Genomic DNA, 19125 nt, shown 5'->3' with positions numbered 1-19125 from the left:
CCTATGGTTATAGACGAGAAAGCGCTATGCGTTCCCCTAGCCAGGCCGCCAGTAACCAAAGCGGTAGGCTGATAAGTACATAAAGCAGCGCTAGCCCAGAAAGCCCTTGTTGAATAAGGTGCAGTGTTTCCAGGCTAAAGAGTGAAAACGTGGTAAAGCCGCCACAAAAACCGGCCACTAACAGCGGCTGCCAGTGCGCAAGCTTGCCGTTCGGAAAACGTGAGGCGGTAGCGGCAATCCAACCGATGATCCCAGAACCCAGCACGTTAACCAGCAGCGTGCCCCAGGGGAAATAGCCACCAAATGCTGCCAAAGACACGAGAGATACCCCGTAGCGAAGTGCACTGCCAAGCCCGCTACCAATCCCGACGGCTAGGTAAGCTCGCCAGTTCATAGCAACAACCCCTTAGCCAACAGCCAACCGAGCATGGCCATCACCATGCCGAGCACTAGGGTAGCGGCAATATTTAAGGCGGCACGCAGCGCTTGGCCGCTTTGCCATAGCTCAATAGTTTGTAAGCTAAATGAAGAAACGGTGGTGTAGCCACCTAGCAAGCCTGCAACAGTAAATAGCCACAGCGGCTGTGCGCTTGGCACGCCGTAGTAACCAAGAAGCCCGCCCGCTATAAACGCACCGCTGGCATTCACCAGTAAGGTACCCCAAGGGAAGGCTTTGCCCAGCAGGTGGGCCATAAGGTTAGAAACGGCATAGCGACCCATGCCGCCCAATGCGCCGCCAAGTGCTACCAGTAGCATGCTCGCGATACCATGCCCCATCGTAACTCCTTTAACTGGCCGCGTTGATAGGCTGCTAAGTGTACCATCCACCCCATAACGATAGGGATGAATACAAAGAACGCGTTAAGGTGTCGCTGGTCAATAAGTTCGTGTAAAAAAGAGTGAGAATAATAAAAATCTTAACGCACCCGCTCAAGGAGTCGCTTCTATGTCTGATCGCGTGTTCGCCGCTATTGATGGATCTCAATATTCAGAAAGTATCTGTGATTATGCTGTCTGGGCCGCCAAGGCACTTGGTGCGCCATTAAGCTTTATTCATACCCTGGATAACCACTCCCTGGTGGCAGAGCCTGACCTAACCGGTCATTTAGGTTTAGGGACTCGAGAGCATCTGCTTGAAAAGCTTTCTGATATTGAAGAACAGCGCGCGAAAGTTGCCCGTGAGCAGGGGCGCTATATGCTCGATGCGGCAAAAGCACGCGCAATCGAAGCTGGTATTGCTGATCCACTCTGCCTTCAGCGTAACGGTACGTTGGTAGAGACCTTGGTTGAGAACGAAAAGGAGATGCGCTTACTGGTGTTAGGCAAGCGTGGCGAAACTGCGCATCAAGCCAGTGGCCATTTAGGCTCTAACCTTGAACGCGTCGTGCGTGAGATGCATCGTCCGCTATTGATGGTGCCTAAGCAGTTTACGCAGCCGAAAAACGTGATGATGGCGTTTGATGGCAGCAAAACGGCCCGCAAAGGCATTGAGATGCTGGCCAAAAGCCCGCTCTTTGAAGGCGCTGCCTGCCATGTTGTGATCGTGGGCGCTGAGACGGCAGAAAACCGATCACAGCTTGAGTGGGCAATCGATGTCCTTGAGTCTGCTGGACACCACGCTGAAGGCGCAATTCGCGCTGGTGACGTGGAAGAAACCTTGCGCGCTTACAAGCAGGAGCACGGTATTGACCTGTTGGTCATGGGTGCCTATGGCCATTCGCGTATTCGTCACTTGTTAGTGGGTAGTACGACGACCGCCATGCTACGCAATGCCCATTTGCCGGTGCTGATTCTGCGCTGAGGTCACTAGGAGGCGCAGATGAACCACCCTGAGGTAGACATAGCCGCGATACACCAAAAGCTGTTAGCGCTAGAGGTTTCTTTACGAGAGGAGAGCATTGAAAGCGCGTCTTCAAGAGAGACGGTGGTGCTTGATCAAACGTCGGTAGGGCGGCTGTCACGTATGGATGCGCTGCAGGGCCAAGCCATGGCAAAGGCAGAAGAGCAGCGCCGCCAAATGACGCTTAAGCGTATTAGCGGCGCCTTGCAGCGTATTGAGCAAGAGAACTTTGGCGAGTGCATCAAGTGTGGCGAATGGATTGGTGCCAAACGCCTCACCTGGGACCCGTTAGTGCTGACATGTATCGAGTGTGCTGAGTAAGCGCTTAGGCCTCAATAGCAGCGTCTTTCTGCTGATGCTGCTTGGTGGCCTGCGCCATATTAATGCCTGACAGCAGCGCCTTCAGCGATGCGCTAACGGTGTCACTATCTTCGGCCACGGCGCAAAGTCGTTGTCCATCAATATTCAGTTGCACAAAGGCAATCGCATTGGCTTCGCTGTCGCCACCCAAGGAGTGCTCACTGTAGTCAATAATGGCTACATTGCTGCCCGAATGCTTCTTCCAGGCATCAGTGAAGGATGACATGGCGCCGTTGCCGGTACCTGACAAGCGCAGTGTTTCAGCGCCTTGCCAAAGGGTTATTTCTATTCCCTCGTGCTGGCCTTTTGATAGCCGGTAATCGGCCAATGCCAGTGGCGCATCTTGAGTGAAATTATCAAACATCACTTGGCGAATGATTTCACTGGAAAGCTCGCCGTTGCGGCGCTCGCTCTCTTGTTGCACGTAAGGAGCAAGGGCCAGCATCATCCAACGCGGTAAATTAATGCCGTAGTCTCGCTCCAGCAAAAAAGCCATGCCGCCTTTGCCAGACTGGCTATTCACCCGGATAACGGCTTGGTAGTCGCGGCCAATATCATGCGGGTCAATGGGTAGGTAAGCCACTTGCCACGGCTCGTCGGGCTTTTGATGCTTGAGGGATTTACGAATAGCATCCTGGTGGCTGCCAGAAAACGCGGTATATACCATCTCGCCAACCCAGGGGTGGCGCGGATGCATAGTAATACCAGTACACTCATGCACCACCTGAACGATCTCGTCCGGGTTAGAAAGATCCAGCTGCGGGTCGATGCCTTGGCTGTACAGGTTCATCGCCAAGGTAACAATGTCCATATTGCCGGTGCGCTCGCCGTTACCCAGTAGCGTGCCTTCGACGCGGTCAGCTCCCGCCAACAGTGCCAATTCTGCTGAAGCAACTGCACCACCACGGTCGTTGTGGGTATGTACCGAAATAATCACGCTATCGCGACGGCTGATGTGCTGGCAAAAGTATTCAATCTGGTCAGCATGATGATGCGGCCCCGCAACTTCTACTGTGGTGGGCAAGTTGAGGATGCATTTGTTGTCAGGCGTTGGCTGCCAGACATCCATCACCGCTTCGCAGATGGCCAGTGAAAAATCAATTTCAGTGCTAGAGAAGCTTTCCGGCGAATATTGGAAGCGCCAGTCAGCATCTGGGTGTTGGGCAGCATAGGTCTTCACCCAGGTAGCGCCTTGCACGGCAATATCGGTAATGCCAGCTCGATCCATCTCAAACACCCGCTCGCGCTGGATGGTCGAAGTGGAGTTATACAGGTGAATAATGGCGCGCTTGACGCCCGTCAGAGATGCAAAGGTTTTCTCGATTAAGTGTTCACGGCACTGCACGAGTACCGCAATAGTGACATCGTCTGGAATTTGGTCTTCTTCAATTAGCCAGCGGACAAAGTCGTAGTCTGGTTGGCTAGCTGAGGGAAAGCCCACCATCACTTCTTTAATACCTACCTTAATAATCTGCTGCCAAAAGCGTTGCTTTTGCTCAACCGTCATCGGCTCTAGTAGCGCCTGGTTGCCATCGCGTAGGTCTTCACTTAGCCAAATGGGCGCTTGCGTTAGGTCGCGGTCAGGCCATTGGCGGTTGAAGGCGGGAACACGCGGAGCAGGGCGGTATTTGCGATGATCAAAAGCAGACATGGTGAGTTTCCTGAAGGCGGTAAGTTAGTTGGACGGCCGCTTGTGGCGTAAGCCGCGTTAACAGGTGTCTGGGTAAGGCACCGTGTAGGGACTGCTTGTGACAGTCAATACAGTTTACTTGAAGTAAGGCGAAAGGTTATTGCGAAAATATGGTTTTATCGCCAATAATTGGCAATAAATGTCGTATTGTTATTTTTTATTGGTAGGAGCTGCTTGTTATGCCTGTCGTGCCGCTTGAACTTGATCGTTTTGATCGCCACATTCTGAATGTGTTACAGCAGGAAGGGCGGATTAGTAACCAGGAGTTAGCCGAGCGCATTGGGCTTTCCCCTTCACCTTGCTTGCGCCGGGTGCGTGCGCTAGAGGAGCACGGCTTAATTACCCAATATCGGGCCGATGTTGATGCGCGGCAGCTAGGCTATCAACTGATGGTGTTGCTGCACATTTCAATGGATCAACATACTCCCGAACGGTTTGATAACTTCGAACGTCATATTCGTAAAATTCCCAACGTGATTGAGTGTTTGATTATCACCGGCCAAGCGGCAGATTTTCAGCTCAAGATACTGGTTCGTGATATGGACGATTATCAGCACCTTTTACTGCACGTGATCAACCGTATTGAAGGCGTCACCGGAGCTCACACCAGCTTTGTTTTGCGACGAGTCTTCGAGCATCGCCCCGTGCCTACGGAGCGCGCTTGATTAAGAAGGCATAGGCAACGAAGCGGTGGCGGTTTACACTGCTTTTTTTGTCTTACTCAGGAGATTGAACCATGACAATTCAGCGCCATGATACAAAAGCCCGTATGAGCCGTGCCGTTATTCATCAAGGTGTGGCCTATTTGTGTGGTCAGGTAAGCGGTCCTGAAGCGCGCCACGAAGGAATTAAGGAGCAAACCGAGAGTATGCTGGCAAGGGTCGATGCCTTGCTAAAAGAAATTGGCTCCAGCCGCGAGCAGCTACTGAGCGCGACCATCTACCTTAAAGACGGTAATGATTTTGCAGCAATGAACGAGGTGTGGGATGCCTGGGTGCCCGAAGGCTATGCACCGGCACGCACCTGTGTATGCGCGCCGCTGCCTGCTGATGAGTTAAAAGTAGAAATTACCGTTACCACTGCCGTCAGCAGTTAAAGGGCCCGTATCAGCGATAGCTGTCTTACTGATTACTTACCTGCCTTTTCCACAGGAAAGCGGGTATCGCGCAGGCTATCTTTGATTTTCTTCAGGTGCGGTAGGAAGTCTTCGCCGCGCCTGAGTGTAACCCCAGTGGCTAAGGCATCGATCAGCGTTAGTTGAATCATCCGCGAGGTCATGGGCATATAGTGGTCGGTGTCCTCGGGGGTGGCGACTTCGAGAGTCGAGGTACATTCCAAGGAAAGCGGTGAGTTCGGGGCGGTGATCCCCAGCACCACGGCGCCTGCTTCGCGAGCAACGCGTGCGATATCGACCAGTTCTCTGGTGCGGCCTGTGTACGAGATAATCACCACTACGTCACCGGTATGACAGGCGGCAGCCACCATGCGCTGCATCAGCACATCTACATAGGCCATGACGGGCAAGTTAAAGCGAAAGAATTTGTGCTGGGCATCCTGAGCGACGGCACCTGAAGCACCTAAGCCAAAGAAATGGATCTGTTTTGCTTGAGTAAGATAATCAACCATGCGCTCAACAGCGGCCATATCGACCTCGCGCTGGGCTTCGTCCAGGGCGGCAATCGTCGCGCCAAAAATCTTATGGGTATACTGCGTTGCTGTATCGCCAGGCTCGACAGCGCGCGTCACATAGGGCGTTCCGCCTGCGAGGCTTTGGGCAAGTTTGATTTTAAAATCGGGGTAGCCTTTGGCGCCGAAGTTGCGGCAGAACCGATTGACCGTGGGCTCGCTGACGCTGGCCGCTTGGGCAAGGCTTGCAATGCTCAAGCTGGTGGCTACTGCTGGGTCCTCCAGGATGACATTGGCAACTTTGCGTTCTGAGCGGTTTAATTCTTCTAAGCGTTCGCGTAAGCGGTCAAGCAGGTCATGCGCCATCAATAGCCTCCATGGCAATGTTTTTTTGAACGTTGGGTGCCCAATTCGTTGCACCAGGTAAAAAAGCGTTGGCTAAAAGAATATCACCACTCGCTTCGGCTAGGGGAATAAACTCCGTCGCTAAACGATTGCCTAGCCTTGTTTAGCCTCCGGGTAAGGAGGCTTCGAAACCGATGGTAGGCTGTTATTCATCAGCTTTAGCCAATCCTGAGTAATTTTAATAGCCAGCGTTTATAAGGCGGCCTTATCAGTGCGCTAGAGGCCCGTTTTGATTGATAAAAAATACCTCGTAAATGGCTGAATCGTTCAAAACCGTGGCGACCGTGATAAGCCCCCATGCCGCTTTCACCAACGCCACCAAAGGGCAGCGCGGGAACCGCGTGATGAAGCAGCGTTTCGTTAAATACCAGCGCACCAGAGCGAGTGGTGTGACGCAAGGTTGTTTGCAGCAACTTATTGTCGGTGAAGGCATAAAGTGCCAGTGGGTGAGGCCGGGTATTTACAAAGGTAATCGCGTCGTCGATGTTTTTAACGCTGATAAGCGGTAGTGCACGGCCAAAAATTTCCTCTTGCATCAGCTCAAGGTTTTGGGTTGGATCAATAACGAGCGCTGGTGCGTGTTGCCCGATATCGATGATGCGGCAGCCGTGATCTCTCGCTTGTGCTATCAGCCGTTCACTGCGCTTCTGATGATGGGGGCTGACAAAGCCTGTGGCCTCTTTATCGTTGGGGCGCTGCTGTTCGATAGCTCGACTTAGCGCCTGAATAAGCGCTTCCAGGTGGCGGCTTTCTACGAGCACATAATCCGGCGCAATGCAGGTCTGGCCAGCATTCATTCCCTTGCCAAATATAATTGAGGCGGCCGCACGATCCAGATCAGCATCACTCGCCACGATAGCGGGTGATTTACCACCTAGTTCAAGTGTCACCGCGGTTAACTGCTCGGCAGCGGCACGTGCAACTTGGCGGCCCACCGCCGTCGAACCGGTGAACACCAGATGATCAAAAGGTAGTGCGCTAAACGCTTGTGCTATCTCTGGGCCGCCTTCAACAACGCATACTTCTTCATCGGTAAAGTACTGCGGTACCAGCTTAGCCAGCAGGGCGCTGGTATTGGGGGCATGCTCGCTGGGCTTGATCATGACGCTATTACCCGCTGCGACAGCATCAATAGCGGGCATCAGTGCTAAGCTCCAGGGGTAGTTCCAGGGCGACATAATACCCACCACGCCAAGTGGCTGAGGAGCGATGCGGGCGCGGGCGGGCCATAAACGCCATGGCATGTTGGCAGCGTATGGGCGCATCCAATGCCAGAGGTGTCGCCGTGTATGACGAATGGCATGCAGCACCGCGTTAATCTCCGCTAAGCGTATTTCTGTCTCACTACGCTTGCCGAAGTCAGTTTGAATGGCCTGTATAATCTCCCGCTGGTGATGCTTAGTCATTCGTGCAAGGCGGGCTAAGCGCTCTCGTCGTAACCTTAATGAGGGAAAGGGCGCTTGGCCAAACGCATGACGCTGAGTGTGCAACAGGCGCATTAAATCGCGTTTCATGGCAGCTCCTTGGTTAATTCTTAATAACAATAGTCGTTTGTCCTGCTACTTGAATACCTCACACTAAATAGAAATGACAGCATCAACAAAAGCACTGACAGTCTGGTTGGTGGTAAGGTCACACTTTCACCATTTAAACGATATGCCTCGGGAGGCATCATGCTTTCGCGCTCACTGTCATGCATTATGCTACCCGCTATCGACGCTGTGGATGCCGTCCAATGGGACGCACTGGTGAGTAGCGACCAGCCTTTCCTACGACACGCGTTTTTGCATGCATTAGAGAGCAGTGGCTCTGTCTGCGAGGCGACCGGCTGGGAGCCTTGCCATCTCTGCGTATGGCAAGGTAGCCGCTTAGTTGGCGCGTTGCCCATGTATCGCAAGCACCACTCTTACGGTGAGTATGTGTTTGATTGGGGATGGGCCGATGCACTGGAGCGAGCAGGCGGCCATTATTACCCCAAGGCATTAAGTGCCATTCCGTTTACTCCGGTGCCTGGTACGCGTACTTTAATTGCCGATGATGCCAACGCGGAGGATGTTCGCGGGTTATTAGCAGCGACGTGGCAAACACACTGTGAAGAGCAAGCGTTATCGAGTTGGCACCTCCTGTTTGCACAAGATGACGAAGTGGATGCCTGGCAGCGCCAGTTTCCAGCGTTAATTGCCCGAGAAGGCGTTCAGTTCCAATGGCGAGATCGCACCTTTGGTGATTTTGAAGGCTTTCTGGCGAGCCTTACGTCGAAGCGTCGCAAAATGATTAAACGTGAGCGTCGCTTGGTCGCCGAGCAAGGCTTTACGCTACGCCGTTTAGAGGGCGAGGCAATTACGCAAGAAGCGATGGCGCATTTCTTTCGCTGCTACACGATCACATACCACGAGCGGGGCCGTCCTCCTTACTTAAATGACGTTTTTTTTGAGCGATTACGTCATGCGATGCCTGAGGCGCTTGTATTGGTTCAGGCGCTGCTGGATGGCCAGCCTGTTGCCGCTGCTCTCTATTTTCGTGGCGAGAACACGTTGTACGGCCGCTATTGGGGAAGCGAGGTGGTTGCCGACTGTCTCCATTTCGAAGCCTGCTACTACCAAGGCATTGAATTTTGTCTGGCAAAGGGACTCTCTTTGTTCGACCCCGGTACTCAAGGAGAACACAAGCTGGTGCGCGGCTTTGCGCCCCAGCGGGTACGTTCGCTGCACTATCTTGTACACCCAGGCCTAGCGGCCGGCGTCGCCCAATTCTGTCAAGAAGAGGGAGCCCATATCAGCGCCTATCGCGAGGCGGCGGCCGACGCATTGCCGTTCAAATGAAAATCGCTTTATAAAGCCAGCTATATAAAGCGTGACTCGCTGGAAATAGCCCATGATGGCATAATGCGCCTCGTTCAGGCCTAAACAAAGGGATGCGGTGATGCATAAATGGCTAACGGTTGCGCTGCTTGCTGTATTGGGGCTTCTCCAATACCAGCTTTGGCTAGGTAATGGTGGCTGGGAGGATTTGCAGCTGGTAGAGGAGCGCGTTGCCGTTCAAGAGGCTGCCAATGTGCCGATGCGAGAGCGCAATGCTCGGTTAGCGGCTGAAGTTACCGACCTAAAAACCGGCCTGGATGCGATTGAAGAGCGTGCGCGTAGCGACATGGGCATGGTGCGTAGCGATGAGCAGTTCTTTTGGGTGCCGGGTGTTGCCATTGAAGCAGAGCTAGTGGGCATCAATGCGGGGCTAGTGACTCAGCCAAGCTCGCCTAGCGAGGACACAGACGAATGAGTCACACGTTGTGGCTAATCGTGCCCGCCGCTGGGCAAGGCAAGCGAATGGGCGCTGATAAACCTAAGCAGTACCTACCACTGGGCGAAAAGCCCATTCTTGCCCATACACTTAGTCGACTACACCGAGCCTTCCCCACTGCGCATCTTGTGCTGTGCCTGGATAGTGATGATCATTGGTTCAAGCCTGAATGGGTGCCATTTCCCCAGTGGCAACGAGTGGCGGGTGGCGCGGAGCGAATGGATAGCGTTTTAAATGCGCTGCACGCTATAAATGCGCAAGCAAACGATATGGTGATGGTGCATGACGTCGCGCGCCCCTGCATTACATCATCTGATTTGCTGGCGCTTTATGACGCTGCTCAGCAGCACCCAAGTGGCGCACTCTTGGCGATGCCGGTTGCTGACACCATGAAACGGGCCAATGCCGAACAATTAAGCGCCGCAACAGAGCCTCGGGATCGGCTGTGGCACGCGTTAACACCCCAAGCTTTTCGCTATGCGCTTTTGCGGTGCGCCCTTGAATACGCTGCTGCTAATCACTGTGTGGTCACGGATGAAGCCTCGGCTGTGGAAGCGCTTGGTCAGGCACCCAAGCTGGTTAGTGGGCGTCGTGATAATCTCAAGATCACCCATCCTGATGACCTTGCCCTTGCTGCCGCTATTATGGCATCGCAAGTAGCCCAATCCTCTGAATCTGAAAGGAGTTGTTAATGCGAATTGGCCACGGATTTGACGTGCACCGATTTGGCGTTGGCGACCATTTGATGATTGGTGGCGTTAAGCTGCCTTTCGAACATGGTTTTGTTGCCCACTCGGATGGCGATGTGTTGCTGCATGCTATCAGTGACGCACTGTTGGGTGCCTGTGCGCTCGGCGATATCGGGCGTCATTTCCCCGACACCGATCCAGCATGGGCTGGCGCAGATAGTCGCCATTTATTGCGCCACGTGGTTCAACTGGTTCACACAGAGGGCTTCTGTGTGGTTAACCTGGATGCCACGTTAATGGCGCAGGCGCCTAAAATGGCGCCGCATATTGATACGATGCGCGCTGTCATCGCTGAAGATTTAGGTATTAGCCTTGGGCAGGTCAATGTTAAAGCCACGACGACTGAACGGCTTGGGTTTACCGGGCGAGGCGAGGGTATCGCCGCTGAAGCAGTGGTGTTGATTGAACACCAAGAGGCGTTAAATGCTTAATTTACCCGCTTGGCAGCGCTGCTTAGATGCCGAGTTCGGTGCCCCTAGTCCAGGTTGCTATCGCGTTCAGCCAGAAGATTTTATCGTCGACGAGCAGCTGGACTTTACGCCTGAAAATCATGGTGAGCACCTGTGGTTACGTCTTGAAAAGCGCCATCAAACCACGTTAGATGTGGTAAAAAGCGTCAGCCGCCTTTGTGGTGTCACACTTCGAGATGTGGGCTACTCCGGGATGAAGGATCGTGTCGCAGTGACGCGGCAGTGGCTAAGCGTGCATTTGCCCGGACGCGAGGCGCCAAGTGATTTGAGCGAATCATTAGCGGCAGTGGGTATTACGGTGTTGGCCCAGGCAAGGCATCCCCGAAAACTCAAACGCGGTGTCCATCGCACGAACCACTTTACGTTGCGGCTGAGTGGCGAAGCGGTTCAACGTCCGAATTTTTTTGACCGCTGGGAGGCGCTTTGTCGCCACGGTGTGCCTAACTATTTCGGACCCCAGCGTTTTGGTCCTGAAGGGCGGAATTTACAGCGTGCAGAAGCTCTTCTAGCGAAAGGTTGGCGCAAGCGAGATGATCGCCAAGGAATGATGCTTTCCACCGCGCGTAGTTTCTTGTTTAACGAGTTGCTGAGCGAGCGTTTGACGGATGGAACGTGGTGCCAGCCGCTAGCGGGCGATATGCTGATGCTGGATGGCACACACAGCGTGTTTACCGTTGATGCCGTTGACGACGACTTGATCGGTCGTGCCGCTGCGCTTGATATTCATCCAACCGGTGCCCTGTGGGGTGTCGGGGAACTCGCTGAGTATCAAGTGGCAGACTACGAAAAACGGTTGCTAGCATGCCATCCAATGCTGTGCGAGGGATTGGTGAAAAGCGCTGTGAAACGCTCCCATCGGGCGCTGCGAGCAAGGTTAATTTCGCCTAGTATCGAGATATTACCTAATGCCGTGGTACTCTCATTTGCCTTACCACGGGGAAGTTTTGCCACGGCGGTGGTGAGTGAGTTAATTGCTCATCCGGATTTTGCTTAATGCGCCTAACCTGCGCTTATCTTTGCTAGGCATCCATAAAGGAGACGTTAATGCGGCGACTGCTGCTTTCCAATGACGATGGCGTCCATGCACCGGGCTTGCGGGCACTTCATGATGCGCTAGTCGCCCATGCGAATTTACGTGTGGTTGCTCCCGATCGAGACCGCAGCGGCGCCAGTAACTCGCTGACGCTTTCTCGTCCGCTCTCTTTAACCGCGTTAGATAATGGCTTTTATAGCGTAGACGGTACGCCTGCCGACTGTGTTTATCTGGGCGTGAACGGCGTCTGGGATGAGCGTCCTGACTTGGTGATTTCGGGGATTAATCACGGCAGCAATCTTGGCGATGACGTACTCTATTCAGGCACTGTGGCGGCTGCCATGGAAGGGCGCAATTTGGGCATGACTGCCATTGCTATGTCGCTGTGTGGTGAGCGCTATTTCGCGACGGCAGCGAAAGTGGCGGCCAGCTTAATCGGTGCTGCCGATCAGCTATCACTGCCACCCCGCACCCTCTTGAATGTCAACGTGCCAGATGTTCCGTGGGAAGAAATTAAAGGCGTCAGAGTGACCCGCTTAGGCTATCGCGGACCAGCAGAGAAACCTGTTCCCGTAAAAGATCCGCGTGGTCGTACGCGCTTCTGGATAGCACCGGTGGCGGCTAACGCCGATGATGGTGAAGATACTGACTTCTCTGCAATCGAAGCGGGTTATGTTTCCATTACGCCACTACAAACTGACTTAACGCGCCATCCCGCGCGCAGCGACGTGCAGGACTGGTTGGATGCTTTTGCCTGAGCTTTCGCCCAACGAGCTGCGCGGACGAGGCATGACCTCTCAGCGGACTCGAGATCGCATGGTAGAGCGGCTTGAGCAGCAGGGTATTCAGGATGCGCGGGTGCTCGATATTATGGCAGTTGAGCCAAGGCATTTGTTCGTTGATGAAGCGCTGGCGCATCGTGCGTATGAAGACACCGCGCTGCCTATCGGTTTTGGTCAGACACTATCGCAACCCTTGACGGTTGCGCGCATGACCGAGCTGGTGCTGCGGGCTAATCCAAAGCGTGTGCTTGAAGTAGGGACCGGTTCGGGGTATCAAACGCTGATACTGTCCCGGCTGGTGCCAATGCTTTACTCGGTCGAACGCATTTATGCATTACATCAACGCGCTGCAGAGCGGCTTTGGCGGCTTGATGCCCCAGCGACGCTGGCAGTAGCTGATGGTGGTGAGGGGTGGCAAGAAGCTGCGCCTTTTGATGTGATTTTGTTAACCGCTTGTGCTCAAACGCTGCCAGAAGCTCTATTGGAGCAGCTTAGCCATGATGGTGTGCTCATTGCTCCATTGGAAGAGCCTGACGGTAGCCAATGGCTCACCCAAATAAAACGCATTGGTAGTGCCTTTGAAAAGCGTCGGCTCGAACCCGTACGCTTTGTACCTCTATTGCAAGGAGTGGTGGATTGAAGCGTCGATTTGTAGAGCTGTTTTTAAAAGGCGCAGGGATGGGGGCAGCCGATGCGGTGCCCGGTGTTTCAGGTGGAACGATCGCATTTATTACCGGTATTTATGAGGAACTCATTAATACCATCAAACAGTTTGGTCCCGGCGCCTTCATCGCTTGGCGTCGTGGTGGTTGGCTAGCGCTGGCTCAGCATTTGAATTTGGCCTTTTTAGTGCCGCTGCTACTTGGCGTTGCGGTTAGCCTTTTCAGTGTGGCTCATATAGCGCTTTGGCTAATGGAAGCGCAGCCGCTGCTGATAGAGGGATTTTTCTTCGGCTTGGTGGCCGCGTCGGGGTTTGTTGTCGCCAAGGCGGGAAAAGGCTGGAAATTTTGGTACTTATTGCCGATGGTCGGAGGGCTGCTGTTGGCCAAGTCGCTGCCAGGTATGATGCCGCTGGTGTTACTTATTGGTAATGAAGCTCTGGTAGTCATGGTAGCAGGCTGTATTGCTATTAGCGCCATGCTGTTGCCAGGGGTGTCTGGTAGCTTCTTGCTGCTTACGATGGGACTTTATGGCACCATTTTAGGGGCTATTCGAAGCTTTGATATCGGTATTATCATACTTTTTGGCATGGGATGTGTTGTTGGTTTGGCGTTATTCTCGCGACTACTGTCGTGGCTTCTGCGTCGCCATCATGATTCTACGCTACAGCTTTTGCTCGGGTTTATTGTTGGCTCGTTACCCGTGTTATGGCCGTGGAAAGAGCTGGTACGTTATCAGCTTGGCCCTGATGGGCAAATGATCCCGTTGGCTCATCGTTATCTGTTGCCTAGTGACTATGCGGTATTGTCTGGTGCATCTGCACAAACGGTAGGCGTTGTGGCACTAATGGTGGTTGGCGCACTATTGGTGGTGTTATTAAACCGTCGCGCAGTGCACTATGCCGGGCATAGATCAATAGGAAACGCGCGCGACGTTGAAAAGGAGTAGGGTTTCCATGCGTAAGGTTTTCATCATGTCAGTATTGGCGTTAGCTGTCAGCGGCTGCGCCAATCAGCAGCAAAACACCCCACAAGTGCGTGATTTAAGTGAAGCGCGCCGCGCGGTAGCAGACTCACCTCAATATACTGTTAAAGCAGGCGATACCCTTTATGGCATCGCATGGCAGCACAATCTTGATTATCGTCAGTTGGCGCAAATCAACAATATTGATGCGCCTTATCAAATTTACCCAGGCCAAACCATTGCGTTGCGTGCAGGAGCGGCGGCATCAAGTAACCCGTCAGCAGGCTCCTCTGCCCCAGAGCGCCCTGCTTCGGGCGCTGTTGCAACAGGTCTGAATCCTCAAACGACTTCCGTGGCAAGTAACGATCAGCAGCTAGATTGGTTACTGCCTGATGAGAGTGCGATTGAGCGTAATCAGCGTTTAACGGCTGAGCGGGCGGAACGTGCTGAGCAAGCTGCTGAGCAGGCGTCGGTGGCCGCCGCGCAGCAAGTGGCTGATAGCGCAAGTGCCGCTAACACCGAGGCGACGTCTACTGTTGAGGCGTCTCAGCCAGAGCCCGCGAGTGAGCCAGAACCAACGCCTGAGCCAGAGCCCAAACCTGAACCAACCCCAGAGCCTGAGCCAGCAGCGGCTACGCCGCCTGCTGAGGCTGAGCAGCCGAGCCAAACCGCTCGCGTTGACCGCTCCTCTCGCACCTTTACACCTGTTGATAATGTTAACTGGCAATGGCCAGCAACAGGCCAGGTAACCGGAGAGTTTGGCCAGGGGGGCTCTATCACCGCTGGGATTGATATCGACGGTCAAAAGGGGCAACCTGTCAAGGCGGCAGGCCCTGGTATCGTTGTCTATGCAGGTAGCGGCGTTCGGGGTTACGGTAACTTAATACTACTCAAACACAACGATCAGTATCTGAGTGCTTACGCGCATAATGATAGCTTAAGCGTTAAAGAAAATGATGTCGTTGAAGCGGGAGAAGTGATTGCCACGATGGGGGATAGCGATGCAGATAGTGTCAAACTGCACTTTGAAGTACGCCGTGATGGGCAGCCTCAAAATCCCTTGGACTATCTGCCGTCCCGTTAATCATTGCCAAGCGAACCTTTCAGTTGGTGTGCTTGGGGTACCCGAATAGCTAGAGTTAGGGCGTCATATAACAAAAATGGTGTAAGTGCACAGGGAGTGCGGCCACCTTTACCTTTCTAAATGGCGGTTAGGCGAAATAACGGGGGATACTACCATGAGTATGCTGGAGAAGGATCTACAGGAGGTTGACCTGGACGCTGTTGAAGAGGCGCTGGATAGTGTTGATGATGTCTCCGCGGAGGAGGACGCCTTTGAAAAAGCGTTGAGCCGTGATGAGCGTCAATCGACTCAAAGCTTGGACGCGACACAAATCTATCTCAATGAAATTGGTTTTTCGCCGTTATTAACGCCGGAAGAAGAGGTCTACTACGGCCGTTTAGCGCGTAAAGGTGACCCGCTTGGACGGTCAAGGATGATCGAGTCTAACCTTCGCCTGGTTGTTAAAATCGCCAGGCGCTACCTTAATCGAGGGCTTACGCTGCTTGACTTGATTGAGGAGGGTAACCTTGGGCTAATCCGGGCGGTGGAAAAGTTTGATCCTGAGCGAGGGTTCCGCTTTTCTACCTATGCCACGTGGTGGATTCGACAAACCATTGAGCGTGCGCTAATGAATCAAACGCGCACCATTCGTTTGCCGATCCATGTGGTTAAAGAGCTAAATATTTACCTGCGTGCAGCGCGTGAGCTGACCCAAAAGCTTGATCATGAAGCAACAGCAGAAGAGATCGCCGATCATCTCGACAAACCAGTAGAAACGGTTAAGAAGATGCTTGGGCTTAATGAGCGCGTCTCCTCGGTAGATTACCCAATGGGTGGCGAAAGCGATAAGCCGTTAATCGACACGTTAACCGACGACGATGTGCTAGGGCCGGAAGCATGCTTAGTGGATGGCGATGTGCGTGAGCACGTAGACCACTGGTTGGATGAGCTCAGTGATAAGCAGCGAGAGGTGGTGGTACGCCGCTTTGGTTTGCGAGGCCATGAGTCCGCTACGTTGGAAGAAGTTGGTGCAGAAATTGGCTTAACTCGCGAACGTGTTAGGCAAATTCAAGTAGAAGCACTAAAGAAACTGCGCCGCTCATTGGAAAAACAGGGCCTTTCTCTTAACGCTATTTTCGAGAGCTAATCGCGGTAAGCTATTGTGTCATACCGACCATAACGCACCGAGTTCATCGCTCGGTGCGTTGTTTTTGACGCCCATTGGTTGATCAACCGTTAACTATTGACTGTGTAAGTGAGAAACGTGATGCGCCCCTTGGTGGCCCATATTGATTTAGACGCCCTGCGTCATAACTATCAGCTAGCGTGCCGCTGCGCCCCTCAAAGTCGCTCGGTAGCCGTTATTAAAGCGGATGCGTATGGTCACGGTGCGCTTGAGTGCGCGCGTGCGCTAGAAGCTGAGGTGCCCGCATTTGCTGTCGCTTGCATAGAAGAAGCGATTAGCCTGCGTGAAGGGGGAATTAAAAAACCTATTGTATTGCTGGAAGGTATTTTTACCGCTGACGAGCTGGCGCTCGTTGATCAGCACAATTTTTGGATCAGCGTCCACAGTGAGTGGCAGGTGGCGGCTTTATTGGCTTTTTCACCCCGTCAACCTATTCCGGTATGGATGAAAGTGGATTCCGGTATGCATCGTTTAGGCTTTTCTCTAGACGAGGCACCTGATGTTTGGCAGCGGTTAGCTAGCGCACCACAGGTAACCGAGCTGCATTTGATGAGCCACTTTGCGACAGCAGATGCACGTGAGGGCAGCTACTTTAATCAGCAAATGGCCGCTTTAACGGCATTGGCGGAAGCGCTTGATGCGCCCCTATGCCTAGCAAACTCCCCCGCAACACTGGCATGGCCAATCGCCCATGGCGACTGGAATCGCCCTGGTGTCATGCTGTATGGCAGTGACCCGCTGGAAGAAGCCAACGAGACCACCCGGCAACTGCGCCCGGTGATGAGTTTACGCTCCGAAATTATTGCCCTCCGTGAACTAGAGGAGGGTGAGCCTGTTGGCTATGGTGGCCGTTGGCGCGCATCTCGGCGTTCTAAAATTGCCGTCGTTGCGGCAGGCTATGGCGATGGTTATGATCGCCACGCCATAGACGGCACCCCGGTGTTAGTGAATGGTCAGCGCTGTGCGATTGCCGGCAAGGTCTCCATGGATATGCTAACCGTAGATGTCACCGACGTGCCGGGGGCTGCTATCGGTAGTGAGGTAGTGCTGTGGGGAGCTGCTAGCAACGGTGCTGTGTTGTCAATTGATGAGGTAGCACGCTATTGCGATACCATCAGCTATACCCTGTTAACGGGAGTGCTACCAAGAGCGCCGCGCCGCTACCATGGAGCCTTTGTTTAAACGGTTACCAGTATGTCTAAAAGCTCATATCCGCAGTCGTTTGCACACCCTCGTTATTGGCCAACCTGGCTTGCGATAGGCGCGATGCATCTTGTTGCCTGGTTTCCCTGGCGGCTTAAGTTATGGGTGGGGAAAGTAATTGGTTTGTTAGCATGGCGCTTTATAAAGCGCCGGCGGCATATCACTGAGACAAATATTGCTCTCTGTTTCCCGGAAAAAAGTGCTGATGAGCAGCGCCGCTTGGTAAAAGAGGTTTTTATCGCCAACGGTATTGGCTTAGTGGAAACAGCCACTGGTTGGTGCCGTGATGCGGAAGGGTTACGGCACCGGGTGGCCTATCATGGCCAAGAGCATCTCGCACGGGCTAAAGCGCAAGGCAAGGGCGTGCTGGTGGTTGGGATTCATTTCTCCACACTGGATTTAGGGGGAGCGCTGCATTCGCTATTTTTACCTGCCGATGTGGTTTATCGACCGCACAACAACCCCTTATTCGAACGCTTTATGACCCGTGCCCGCTCGCGAATTTTTGGTCAGGCGATTGATCGGCATGACTTGCGTGGTGTTGTTCGGCGAATAAAGTCGGGCCATGTTGTGTGGTATTCGCCGGACCAAGACTTTGGCCGCGATGTCAGCGTGTTCGCGCCACTGTTCGGCCAGCAAGCCGCTACCATTAGGCTGACCGCAAAAATCGCCAGAATGACGGGGGCGCCGGTGGTGCCGTTGATGTTCCACCGCAATCCTGATAACCAGACATATACCATCAGCTGCCTGCCCGCGCTTGATAACTTCCCAAGCGATGATGAAGTGGCCGACGCTACTCGGGTAAATGAGTTTATCGAACAAGCTATTCGTAAGTACCCTGAGCAGTACTTATGGCTTCATCGGCGCTTTAAAACGCGTCCGGAAGGTGAGCCAAGTGTTTACTAGCGATATCCGTTAACAAAAAAAGCCGTTCTGCTTAGTAGCAAAACGGCTTTTCGTTAACTTTGAAAGCAGATGTTAGTCCAGATTTCGAGAGTAGAAAATCTCTAACATCTCTTTGCGCAGACGGCTTTCAATGTCCCGTGCTTCTTCGAAGGTAATGTCGCGGCGCGATGTGCCGAACAGATAGTTATCAAGTTCGAAGTCTTTCAGCAGCATTTTGGTGTGGAACATGTTTTCTTGATAAACATTCACATCGATCATCTGATAGGCGTGCTTGGTATCTTCTGCCAAGTAGTCCTGGATCGAGGTAATGTCGTGATCAATAAACAGCTTTTTACCATCGACATCGCGGGTAAAGCCACGAACCCGATAATCCATGGTGACAATGTCAGAGTCGAAGCTGTGAATTAGGTAGTTCAGTGCTTTCAATGGGCTGATGTGGCCACAGGTAGACACATCAATATCCAATCGAAAGGTGCTGATACCGTTGTCAGGATGCGACTCAGGATAGCTGTGTACTGTCACGTGGCTTTTATCAAGATGCGCTACGACTGTTTCAGGTAGCGGTCCAGGGCCTGGTTCAGTTTGCTCTGGGTTTGCTTCATCCAGCTCGTGTTCAGCAATCAGAATCGTAACGCTGGCCCCATGGGGCTCATAGTCTTGACGAGCAATATTGAGCACATGAGCGCCAATAATATTGGTGACGTCTTTTAGAATCTGCGTCAAACGTTCGGCGTTGTAAAGCTCATCGATATAATCAATGTAAGCCGCACGCTGCTCTTCGGTTTTGGCGTAACAGATGTCGTAAATGTTAAAGCTCAACGAGCTAGTCAGGTTATTAAACCCGTGGAGTCGGAGATTATCTGACACGTCCGAACCTCCCTATGGCAGATGA

The 19125-nt window shown here is 53.1% G+C and carries 22 protein-coding genes; 16 read left to right on the top strand and 6 right to left on the bottom strand.

All coding sequences use genetic code 11. From position 1 onward, the window contains the following. Positions 1-7: 7 nt before the first annotated feature. Both crcB (CEK60_RS14575) and crcB (CEK60_RS14570) read right to left on the bottom strand, forming a co-directional pair. The gene (gene crcB / locus CEK60_RS14575; RefSeq protein ID WP_089039644.1) at positions 8-394 is read right to left on the bottom strand and encodes a fluoride efflux transporter CrcB; all 387 of its coding nucleotides are present in this window, start codon (positions 392-394) and stop codon (positions 8-10) included. Continuing rightward, positions 391-777 carry a fluoride efflux transporter CrcB gene (crcB, locus tag CEK60_RS14570; protein WP_089039643.1) on the bottom strand — a complete coding sequence of 129 codons (387 nt, stop codon included), beginning with the start codon at positions 775-777 and terminating at the stop codon, positions 391-393. The genes crcB (CEK60_RS14575) and crcB (CEK60_RS14570) overlap by 4 nt, the downstream gene beginning before the upstream one ends. 169 nt (positions 778-946) lie before the next feature. Between crcB (CEK60_RS14570) and CEK60_RS14565 the strand changes: the two genes are divergently transcribed. Beyond that, positions 947-1801 carry a universal stress protein gene (locus CEK60_RS14565; protein ID WP_089039642.1) on the top strand — a complete coding sequence of 285 codons (855 nt, stop codon included), beginning with the start codon at positions 947-949 and terminating at the stop codon, positions 1799-1801. An 18-nt stretch (positions 1802-1819) separates the two neighbouring features. After that, positions 1820-2161 (top strand): TraR/DksA family transcriptional regulator, encoded by a 342-nt coding sequence (locus CEK60_RS14560; protein WP_089039641.1) that lies wholly within the window; start codon positions 1820-1822, stop codon positions 2159-2161. 4 nt (positions 2162-2165) lie between these two features. Here the strand turns inward: CEK60_RS14560 and CEK60_RS14555 are convergent, their stop codons facing one another. Beyond that, on the bottom strand, positions 2166-3851 hold the full coding sequence (locus tag CEK60_RS14555; protein WP_089039640.1) for a 2-isopropylmalate synthase: 1686 nt from the start codon (positions 3849-3851) through the stop codon (positions 2166-2168). A gap of 218 nt (positions 3852-4069) precedes the next feature. On the opposite strand from CEK60_RS14555, the gene CEK60_RS14550 reads away from it, so the two are divergent. Both CEK60_RS14550 and CEK60_RS14545 read left to right on the top strand, forming a co-directional pair. Further along, entirely contained in the window at positions 4070-4555 is a 486-nt protein-coding gene (locus CEK60_RS14550; RefSeq protein WP_083006767.1) for an Lrp/AsnC family transcriptional regulator, read from the top strand. Positions 4556-4626: 71 nt separating this feature from the next. Further along, a complete protein-coding gene (locus CEK60_RS14545; protein ID WP_038477690.1) occupies positions 4627-4986 on the top strand; it encodes a RidA family protein in 360 nt (119 codons plus the stop codon). A gap of 32 nt (positions 4987-5018) precedes the next feature. Here the strand turns inward: CEK60_RS14545 and CEK60_RS14540 are convergent, their stop codons facing one another. Both CEK60_RS14540 and CEK60_RS14535 read right to left on the bottom strand, forming a co-directional pair. Next, positions 5019-5882 carry a MurR/RpiR family transcriptional regulator gene (locus CEK60_RS14540; RefSeq protein WP_038477687.1) on the bottom strand — a complete coding sequence of 288 codons (864 nt, stop codon included), beginning with the start codon at positions 5880-5882 and terminating at the stop codon, positions 5019-5021. Positions 5883-6079: 197 nt separating this feature from the next. Next, positions 6080-7435: an aldehyde dehydrogenase family protein gene (locus tag CEK60_RS14535; RefSeq protein WP_089039639.1), complete on the bottom strand. Its 1356-nt coding sequence runs from the start codon at positions 7433-7435 to the stop codon at positions 6080-6082. Between the two features lie 159 nt (positions 7436-7594). Here CEK60_RS14535 and CEK60_RS14530 point away from each other — a divergent pair, with 159 nt between their 5' ends. From CEK60_RS14530 to lpxL, 12 genes are all read left to right on the top strand, one after another. After that, positions 7595-8743 (top strand): GNAT family N-acetyltransferase, encoded by a 1149-nt coding sequence (locus CEK60_RS14530; RefSeq protein WP_089039638.1) that lies wholly within the window; start codon positions 7595-7597, stop codon positions 8741-8743. 100 nt (positions 8744-8843) lie between these two features. Next, the gene (gene ftsB / locus CEK60_RS14525) at positions 8844-9197 is read left to right on the top strand and encodes a cell division protein FtsB (RefSeq protein ID WP_089039637.1); all 354 of its coding nucleotides are present in this window, start codon (positions 8844-8846) and stop codon (positions 9195-9197) included. Continuing rightward, positions 9194-9910, top strand: coding sequence for a 2-C-methyl-D-erythritol 4-phosphate cytidylyltransferase (ispD, locus tag CEK60_RS14520; protein WP_089039636.1), 717 nt, complete (start codon positions 9194-9196; stop codon positions 9908-9910). The genes ftsB and ispD overlap by 4 nt, the downstream gene beginning before the upstream one ends. Continuing rightward, positions 9910-10398, top strand: coding sequence for a 2-C-methyl-D-erythritol 2,4-cyclodiphosphate synthase (gene ispF, locus CEK60_RS14515; RefSeq protein ID WP_089039635.1), 489 nt, complete (start codon positions 9910-9912; stop codon positions 10396-10398). The genes ispD and ispF overlap by 1 nt, the downstream gene beginning before the upstream one ends. Beyond that, on the top strand, positions 10391-11431 hold the full coding sequence (gene truD, locus CEK60_RS14510) for a tRNA pseudouridine(13) synthase TruD (protein ID WP_089039634.1): 1041 nt from the start codon (positions 10391-10393) through the stop codon (positions 11429-11431). Before ispF ends, truD begins: the two co-directional genes overlap by 8 nt. A 50-nt stretch (positions 11432-11481) precedes the next feature. Next, positions 11482-12228: a 5'/3'-nucleotidase SurE gene (gene surE, locus CEK60_RS14505; protein WP_089039633.1), complete on the top strand. Its 747-nt coding sequence runs from the start codon at positions 11482-11484 to the stop codon at positions 12226-12228. Next, positions 12215-12892, top strand: coding sequence for a protein-L-isoaspartate(D-aspartate) O-methyltransferase (locus CEK60_RS14500; protein ID WP_038477657.1), 678 nt, complete (start codon positions 12215-12217; stop codon positions 12890-12892). Before surE ends, CEK60_RS14500 begins: the two co-directional genes overlap by 14 nt. After that, on the top strand, positions 12889-13860 hold the full coding sequence (locus tag CEK60_RS14495) for a DUF368 domain-containing protein (RefSeq protein ID WP_089039632.1): 972 nt from the start codon (positions 12889-12891) through the stop codon (positions 13858-13860). The genes CEK60_RS14500 and CEK60_RS14495 overlap by 4 nt, the downstream gene beginning before the upstream one ends. 7 nt (positions 13861-13867) lie before the next feature. After that, positions 13868-14959 carry a peptidoglycan DD-metalloendopeptidase family protein gene (locus CEK60_RS14490; protein ID WP_089039631.1) on the top strand — a complete coding sequence of 364 codons (1092 nt, stop codon included), beginning with the start codon at positions 13868-13870 and terminating at the stop codon, positions 14957-14959. Between the two features lie 154 nt (positions 14960-15113). Beyond that, positions 15114-16085, top strand: coding sequence for an RNA polymerase sigma factor RpoS (rpoS, locus tag CEK60_RS14485; protein WP_038477648.1), 972 nt, complete (start codon positions 15114-15116; stop codon positions 16083-16085). Positions 16086-16205: 120 nt separating this feature from the next. Continuing rightward, complete coding sequence (gene alr, locus CEK60_RS14480; protein ID WP_089039630.1) at positions 16206-17306, top strand: alanine racemase; 1101 nt, start codon at positions 16206-16208, stop codon at positions 17304-17306. A gap of 12 nt (positions 17307-17318) precedes the next feature. Further along, entirely contained in the window at positions 17319-18233 is a 915-nt protein-coding gene (gene lpxL, locus CEK60_RS14475; RefSeq protein WP_089039629.1) for an LpxL/LpxP family Kdo(2)-lipid IV(A) lauroyl/palmitoleoyl acyltransferase, read from the top strand. Positions 18234-18305: 72 nt separating this feature from the next. Here lpxL and speD read toward each other — a convergent pair whose 3' ends face one another. Then, positions 18306-19100 (bottom strand): adenosylmethionine decarboxylase, encoded by a 795-nt coding sequence (speD, locus tag CEK60_RS14470; protein ID WP_030073826.1) that lies wholly within the window; start codon positions 19098-19100, stop codon positions 18306-18308. Between the last annotated feature and the right edge of the window lie 25 nt (positions 19101-19125).

This window comes from Halomonas sp. N3-2A (genome assembly GCF_002216165.1).
GTDB lineage: Bacteria > Pseudomonadota > Gammaproteobacteria > Pseudomonadales > Halomonadaceae > Vreelandella.
This window is presented reverse-complemented; position numbering and strand designations above follow the sequence as displayed.

Coding starts and splice junctions, on each gene's coding strand:
- crcB (WP_089039644.1), bottom strand. CDS start 394: ATGAACTGGCGAGCTTACCTAGCCGTCGGGATTGGTAGCGGGCTTGGC.
- crcB (WP_089039643.1), bottom strand. CDS start 777: ATGGGGCATGGTATCGCGAGCATGCTACTGGTAGCACTTGGCGGCGCA.
- CEK60_RS14565 (WP_089039642.1), top strand. CDS start 947: ATGTCTGATCGCGTGTTCGCCGCTATTGATGGATCTCAATATTCAGAA.
- CEK60_RS14560 (WP_089039641.1), top strand. CDS start 1,820: ATGAACCACCCTGAGGTAGACATAGCCGCGATACACCAAAAGCTGTTA.
- CEK60_RS14555 (WP_089039640.1), bottom strand. CDS start 3,851: ATGTCTGCTTTTGATCATCGCAAATACCGCCCTGCTCCGCGTGTTCCC.
- CEK60_RS14550 (WP_083006767.1), top strand. CDS start 4,070: ATGCCTGTCGTGCCGCTTGAACTTGATCGTTTTGATCGCCACATTCTG.
- CEK60_RS14545 (WP_038477690.1), top strand. CDS start 4,627: ATGACAATTCAGCGCCATGATACAAAAGCCCGTATGAGCCGTGCCGTT.
- CEK60_RS14540 (WP_038477687.1), bottom strand. CDS start 5,882: ATGGCGCATGACCTGCTTGACCGCTTACGCGAACGCTTAGAAGAATTA.
- CEK60_RS14535 (WP_089039639.1), bottom strand. CDS start 7,435: ATGAAACGCGATTTAATGCGCCTGTTGCACACTCAGCGTCATGCGTTT.
- CEK60_RS14530 (WP_089039638.1), top strand. CDS start 7,595: ATGCTTTCGCGCTCACTGTCATGCATTATGCTACCCGCTATCGACGCT.
- ftsB (WP_089039637.1), top strand. CDS start 8,844: ATGCATAAATGGCTAACGGTTGCGCTGCTTGCTGTATTGGGGCTTCTC.
- ispD (WP_089039636.1), top strand. CDS start 9,194: ATGAGTCACACGTTGTGGCTAATCGTGCCCGCCGCTGGGCAAGGCAAG.
- ispF (WP_089039635.1), top strand. CDS start 9,910: ATGCGAATTGGCCACGGATTTGACGTGCACCGATTTGGCGTTGGCGAC.
- truD (WP_089039634.1), top strand. CDS start 10,391: ATGCTTAATTTACCCGCTTGGCAGCGCTGCTTAGATGCCGAGTTCGGT.
- surE (WP_089039633.1), top strand. CDS start 11,482: ATGCGGCGACTGCTGCTTTCCAATGACGATGGCGTCCATGCACCGGGC.
- CEK60_RS14500 (WP_038477657.1), top strand. CDS start 12,215: ATGCTTTTGCCTGAGCTTTCGCCCAACGAGCTGCGCGGACGAGGCATG.
- CEK60_RS14490 (WP_089039631.1), top strand. CDS start 13,868: ATGCGTAAGGTTTTCATCATGTCAGTATTGGCGTTAGCTGTCAGCGGC.
- rpoS (WP_038477648.1), top strand. CDS start 15,114: ATGAGTATGCTGGAGAAGGATCTACAGGAGGTTGACCTGGACGCTGTT.
- alr (WP_089039630.1), top strand. CDS start 16,206: ATGCGCCCCTTGGTGGCCCATATTGATTTAGACGCCCTGCGTCATAAC.
- lpxL (WP_089039629.1), top strand. CDS start 17,319: ATGTCTAAAAGCTCATATCCGCAGTCGTTTGCACACCCTCGTTATTGG.